At 47.5% G+C, this 2453-nt stretch carries 3 protein-coding genes; all 3 read left to right on the top strand.

Going from position 1 to position 2453, the window contains the following annotated elements:
* Positions 1-501 precede the first annotated feature (501 nt).
* The 3 genes from KDK14_RS17190 to KDK14_RS17180 all read left to right on the top strand — a co-directional run bounded on the left by KDK14_RS17190 (position 502) and on the right by KDK14_RS17180 (position 2331).
* Positions 502-966, top strand: coding sequence for a nuclear transport factor 2 family protein (locus KDK14_RS17190; protein ID WP_257266413.1), 465 nt, complete (start codon positions 502-504; stop codon positions 964-966).
* 22 nt (positions 967-988) lie between these two features.
* Positions 989-1972, top strand: a complete 984-nt coding sequence (locus KDK14_RS17185) for an MBL fold metallo-hydrolase (protein WP_257266412.1) — start codon at positions 989-991, stop codon at positions 1970-1972.
* A 71-nt stretch (positions 1973-2043) separates the two neighbouring features.
* Positions 2044-2331, top strand: a complete 288-nt coding sequence (locus KDK14_RS17180) for an accessory factor UbiK family protein (RefSeq protein ID WP_257266411.1) — start codon at positions 2044-2046, stop codon at positions 2329-2331.
* The last annotated feature ends 122 nt before the right edge of the window (positions 2332-2453 follow it).

The raw sequence follows: 2453 nt of genomic DNA, 5'->3' as shown, positions 1-2453 counted from the left end.
TGTCGTCTAAAACGGCTTAGATGACAACGGACGTACGACCGATTCTGCCGCCCTGGGTACGCACCCATTTTGACGCACTAAAACCTTACCTTTACCCAACACATACGCACCAGAACAGTGCATAGATCCATAAATCCTGCCAGCCAGACTTGGTGCAGAAGTGTTTATATAAACGTTTGTATAAACATAGTCTGGTAATAGTCGGACCTGGCCAGTCCACTGAAAAGGCCTGGCAATTTTATCAATAGCGTTTGTCATTTGTCGTTTAGCATCTGCAATGACAGCTCGTACATGAAAAACAACTACTGTCGTCAGAAATAATCACATTTTTCATAGTATCCATCTCTGGTCTTTTAGCTATTATTACGAGTTGAGTAGATGAGTCTGAGCTTATCTCACTCGGTAACGTGCTTATTCGGCGCCGGACGGCAAAGCGCCTTTACCAAACCGATGGTATGTGATAAACCCTGCTGAAAAATAATAAGGCAGGGACAAATACCCATGGCAAATGATATACGCAGCGTACTGCACACCTTCAACGATGCATTCTCGAATCAGCGCCTGGATGAGGTCATGAACTATTTTGCCGATGAGTGCGAATTTCGGGAGATGAATGGCCACAACGCCCGTGGTAAACAGAAAGTGCGCAAAGCCATTAACTTCGCCTTTAGCGGCATGTACGGCAAGTTAACCTTTATTGAAAAAAGCATGCTGATTGATGAGCAAAAGAAAACCGCCAGTTTTGCCTGGTATTGCCAGCACGATATGCTACCAGTAGAAGGGATGTCTTTTATGAAAAAATTGATTGCCGCAATGATCAAACTTCGCTTTGGCCAATCGTTTCATTGGGAAGGCATGGATTATTTTGTATTTGATGACGAGTTAAAAATTATCAGCAAACAGAGTTATGGCCGTGCGGCGATACCCAAATTTGTTCGAGGTGTTGCTCCGTGCCAGGGTGTTTAACACAATAAAAGGGGGAACTACGATGAATCGCTCAAAAAAACACCATATGCCAAACGGCGGCTTTCGCAATAACGATGCCATGCAAATGCGTCATCGCTCGTTGTGGAATATCCTGAAATGGAAATTCACTGAGACCTTGCCGGGAAAAGTGTCTATCCCGGTTGTGGAAGATGATTATTCGGTCTTTGAGAGTTCAGATAAATCTCTGACCAGCTGGATTGGTCATGCCACTTTTTTAATCCGCCACCAGGGAATGAACATTATTACTGATCCCCATTTTTCTGAACGAGCGTCTCCCGTACAGTGGGCTGGCCCCAGGCGTTATTCACCACCGGCGATCGATATTGCTGCCTTACCCCATATAGATGTGGTGGTGATTTCTCACGACCATTACGATCACCTGGATCGTAACTCGGTATTAGCCATCCAGAGAAAGCAAAAAGACAATCCCCCCCTGTTTCTGTTGCCCCTGGGTTTAGGCCAGTGGTTCAGCAAACAGGGCATGGCCAATTGGGTCGAGCTGGACTGGTGGGAAGCCCATACCCATCACGGCTGGACATACACGGCAGTACCTTGTCAGCACTTCAGTGGCCGTTCAATATTTCCGGATCGAACATTGTGGTGTGGCTGGGTATTTGAAGCGTCGGCTGAAGCAGCTGAACCAGGTAAACGCTTTTATTTTGCCGGGGATACTGGCTACAGTTCCGATTTTAAAGCCATCGGGAAGCACTTCGGCTACATGGATATGGCCATGGTCCCGATTGGCGCCTACGAGCCCCGCTGGTTTATGAAAGAGATCCACGTCAATCCGGAAGAAGCTGTGCATATTCACAACGATGTTGGTTCACGCCTGTCATTGGCGATGCACTGGGGCAGTTTTATGCTGACCAATGAGCCAATGCTACAACCGCCGGAAGACCTGCAGCGTGCAAAACAGCAGCATGGCGTTGCCGATCATGACTTTATTGTGCTCAAACCCGGGAAGATTACGACGTTATTCGACTAATAATTACCGATCGTTACTTTGCTGCTCTTACGGTATCCTTTCCTTTTCTGACTACCAGCCAGGCAATAACCATGATCGATAAAGCCGCCCTGATTAATTCCATCGCCAGCAAAGCCGGTGAACTCTTTAACGGTGACAAAAGCCAGACCCGGGAAGATATTGAAAAAAATATCAAGGCACTGGTAGCCAGTTCACTGTCGAAACTGGAGCTGGTCACCCGTGATGAGTTTGATACCCAGGTTGCTGTTCTGAGGCACACCCGTGAGCGCCTTGAAGCGCTGGAAAAAGAGATGGAAGCATTTATAGCAGAACAAGAAGTACCAAAAGACAGCAGCAACCAGCATAGCGCTGACCATTAATCACTCTCCTGTCACCTGCGCCTGCCTTGAGGCAGGCGCTAAATTATAACAACCAAGGCATAAATCGCTTCACTGGCCACCACCGAGTTCTACAGCCAGCGCCGCAGCGACCTGAGTATCAA

The sequence above is a fragment of the Endozoicomonas sp. ONNA2 genome (assembly GCF_024606365.1).
Taxonomy (GTDB): domain Bacteria; phylum Pseudomonadota; class Gammaproteobacteria; order Pseudomonadales; family Endozoicomonadaceae; genus Endozoicomonas.
Note: the sequence above shows the minus strand (reverse complement) of the source record. Positions and strands in the feature narration are given on the sequence as shown.